General features: G+C 36.0%; 2 protein-coding genes. Both read right to left on the bottom strand.

What is annotated here, in order from left to right:
• Positions 1-443 precede the first annotated feature (443 nt).
• Positions 444-1067: a transcription antitermination factor NusB gene (gene nusB / locus F6K22_RS39410; protein WP_293110460.1), complete on the bottom strand. Its 624-nt coding sequence runs from the start codon at positions 1065-1067 to the stop codon at positions 444-446.
• A gap of 30 nt (positions 1068-1097) precedes the next feature.
• Positions 1098-1823: a DUF502 domain-containing protein gene (locus F6K22_RS39405; protein WP_293110458.1), complete on the bottom strand. Its 726-nt coding sequence runs from the start codon at positions 1821-1823 to the stop codon at positions 1098-1100.
• Between the last annotated feature and the right edge of the window lie 289 nt (positions 1824-2112).

Genomic DNA, 2112 nt, shown 5'->3' with positions numbered 1-2112 from the left:
TCTTAACTTTTAAATGCATGAGTTTGAGATATGACCCCTGAAATTGAAACTCAACTGAACATAAACTATAACGCTATAGTTTCTCACAACTACCTCTGGTCTTGTTTTCTAATTCCTGTCCTAGTCAAATCTAATACCAATTCACTTTAAAGATGTCACAAATAGTTTCAAACTTTAAATATGAAATAATTTCCTGAAGTTACTGTATAGTCAAAGTTTTGAGCCTTAAAAATATAGGTTTTGACTTTTGACTTTTGACTTTTGACTTCCGTGAAATGGTATAACTTTTAAATGCATGAGTTTGAGATATGACCCCTGAAATTGAAACTCAACTGAACATAAACTATAGCGCTATAGTTTCTCACAACTACTTCTGGTCTTGTTTTCTAATTCCTGTCCCAGTCAAATCTAACTCTTAACTTTTGACTTTGAGATATGACCCCTCAAATTATATTAATTTTGTTGAGAACTCTTCGTAATACTCCATTAATAAACCTATGCCCATCTTCACCACTGTAACGCTTGGCTAGTTCTACTGCTTGACTAATCGCCACTTGTTCTTGAATTCCAATAAACATCATTTCTGCTACTGCAATTCTGAGTATATCTAAATCGATTCTGGGTAAACGTTCTATTTGCCAATCTACTATTGATTCTCTGAGTAATTTATCAATCTCCTCTTTATTAACATTTACTTTTGTCAAAATTTCCATTGTATAACTGCGAACTTCTAATTGATTAGTAAGTTGAATAATTTCTGGTAATTCAACGGCAGTACCAATACGATTGATTGCTGTTTGGCCTAACTCCATAGCTTCATGGACCATTGCTCTGGCACTTTCAATATCAGTAGTCCCGATCTGACTACTCAGAAGGCGATCGCTACCCCTGTGTAGTTCTCCTGCTGCAGTTTCTAAAATATCTTGGACCTCCGTTCTTAAGGTCCGAACTGCTGCTAAGACAACTTCTTGAAGTTGCTTTTTTTCTAAACTCCCTGGATTTGTTGGTAATTGACTTAAGCCAAGGAGAGCTAGTTCGCGAGCTGTAGAACGGGGAGCTTTTTTCATAATTTTGTATAGTATTATAGTCTAATCTTTTCAATCCTCTTCTGTAGAAAATTGTTGATATTGTTCTCTATCTAGAGGTGCTGGTTTGAGTTGATTGTTAGAGATTTTTTCTTGACGAGCTATTTTTGATGTAGTGGGATTGACTATTCCACCAGATATCAAAACTTTAAAAGCGTCTTCTACTGACAAAGAAACATTAATCACATCTTTTTCTGATACTATGGCGTACCAACCAGATGTGGGGTTGGGAGTGGTAGGAATGAACAGACTTAACATTGAGTCTCCCAGATGAGATTTAATTTCGCTACCTATACTACCAGTGACAAAAGCTATAGTCCAAATGCCTCGACGTGGGTATTCTACAAGTACCACACGCCGGAATTTCTCGTTAGAATCTCTCAGTAGGGTTTCTAATATTTGTTTTAGAGTGCCATAAACTGAGCCAGCAAATGGAATCGCTTGTAATATTTTCTCTCCTAAATCTAACAGCCATTTTCCAGCAATGTTTCTGGCCATAAGTCCTATTATTAGGATACTTAGTAATGGTACTGCTAGTCCTACTAAGAAGTTTAGTAGACCTACCAAAATTGGATGTAAACCATCGAAGGGATTAATTTGCTTAGGAATCTTGGTTAGAAAATCAATTACCCACCGAGCAATAGTTATGGTCAGCCAAATTGTAGTAGCCAATGGTATTACTACTAATAGACCAGCAATTAGGTCATTTTTTAAGTCCTGCCTTATGCGTTGGAACACCGATCACCCACTTCCTCATAACTGGCTAGATATTTTTTACTCCAGCCGAAAATCAAATTTATTTACTATATTTTATATCTAAGGTTTCAGATTAACTATTTTTGATTCTGAATACTGAATTATTTACCAAAAAATTGGGTTTAAAGCCTCGCCCACTGATGGGCGTATGTTATAGTCAGAAAAGCACAAAGGTATTCAACCGTAAAAACCTAGCTACTTAAGTGTAGTGTTTGCACCTTGAAAACTGGCGTTGGTGAATGGGTAATGCTTTAGTATCAAATCTCTATTA

Source organism: Okeania sp. SIO2F4, from assembly GCF_010672385.1.
In the GTDB taxonomy this organism is placed as follows: domain Bacteria; phylum Cyanobacteriota; class Cyanobacteriia; order Cyanobacteriales; family Microcoleaceae; genus Trichodesmium.
Note: the sequence above shows the minus strand (reverse complement) of the source record. Positions and strands in the feature narration are given on the sequence as shown.

Excerpts from the sequence above, each read along its gene's own strand:
- nusB (WP_293110460.1), bottom strand. The coding sequence starts at position 1,067 with ATGAAAAAAGCTCCCCGTTCTACAGCTCGCGAACTAGCTCTCCTTGGC.